Genomic DNA, 1,203 nt, shown 5'->3' with positions numbered 1-1,203 from the left:
AGGTAATCCCCCCGAAAAACCCAGGGTGCTCAAAAGTAGAATTTTCCGTAAGCTAAACGCAGGGAGATTCTGCATGAAAAAATCACGTTTTTCTGACAGCCAAAATACTGTCAATCCTCAAGCAAGCCGAAGGCGGTGCCCCGGTTCCGGAGCTATGTCGTGAGCACGGTATGAGCAGCGCGACCTTCTATAAGTGGCGAGCTAAATTCGGTGGTATGGATGCGTCCATGATGGCACGGCTAAAAGAGCTAGAGGATGAAAACCGACGGCTCAAGAAGATGTATGCCGAGGAACGATTGAAAGCGGATATCCTCAAGGAAGCCATCGAAAAAAAGTGGTGAAGCCGTCTCGTCGCCGTGAGATGGCGCAGAAAGCCGTCATGGAAAAGCACGTCAGCATCCGCCTAGCCTGCTGGATGTTTAGCATCAGTGAAAATTGCTATCGATACCAAGCGAAGCTCCGCGGCGAGAACGATCAAATCGCCGACTGGTTGATCACCGCTGACGCATAACCAGAGAAACTGGGGCTTTGGCTTGTGCTTCCTGGCACCTACGTAATGTGAAAGGCTTTCGTTGGAACCATAAGCGGGTCTACCGGATTTACCGAGAGTTGGAGCTGAATCTTCGGATCAAACCGAAGAAACGGTTAATCCGCGAGAAGCCTGAACCTTTAGCGGTGCCTGAAACGATTAATGACAGCTGGTCTATGGATTTTATGCATGACCAACTGAGCGACGGTCGTCGCTACCGTCTCTGAATGTGATCGACGACTTTAACCGAGAAGGTCTTGGTATCGAAGTAGACATCTCGTTGCCTACTGAACGAGTTATCCGGGCGCTAGACCAGATCATTGAAATGGCGTGGTAAGCCGCACTCTATTCGTTGTGACAACGGGCCAGAATATATCAGTGGTAAGTTATCGGCATGGGCGGAAGGTCAAGGTATTCAGCTGATGTTTATCCAGCCAGGAAAACCCCAGCAGAATGCTTATATAGAACGCTACAATCGAACGGTGCGCTATGACTGGTTAGCCCAATACCTGTTTGAAAGTACCGAAGAGGTTCAGGATTACGCCACTCGTTGGCTCTGGCACTACAATCACGAGCGCCCTAATATGGGGCTTGCAGGGATCACCCCTCAACAGAAACTGGCCGCTGTGGTCTGAACTCTACTTTTGAAACCCTCTGAAAATGGGGGGATTACC

Annotated in this window: 1 pseudogene; it reads left to right on the top strand. The window is 50.1% G+C overall.

Annotated elements, in window-relative coordinates:
- Positions 1-73 precede the first annotated feature (73 nt).
- Positions 74-1,164 (top strand): annotated as a pseudogene (locus B4967_RS09580) (IS3 family transposase).
- The last annotated feature ends 39 nt before the right edge of the window (positions 1,165-1,203 follow it).

Source organism: Vreelandella lionensis (genome assembly GCF_002087295.1).
GTDB classification, from domain to species: Bacteria; Pseudomonadota; Gammaproteobacteria; order Pseudomonadales; family Halomonadaceae; genus Vreelandella; species Vreelandella lionensis.
Note: the sequence above shows the minus strand (reverse complement) of the source record. Positions and strands in the feature narration are given on the sequence as shown.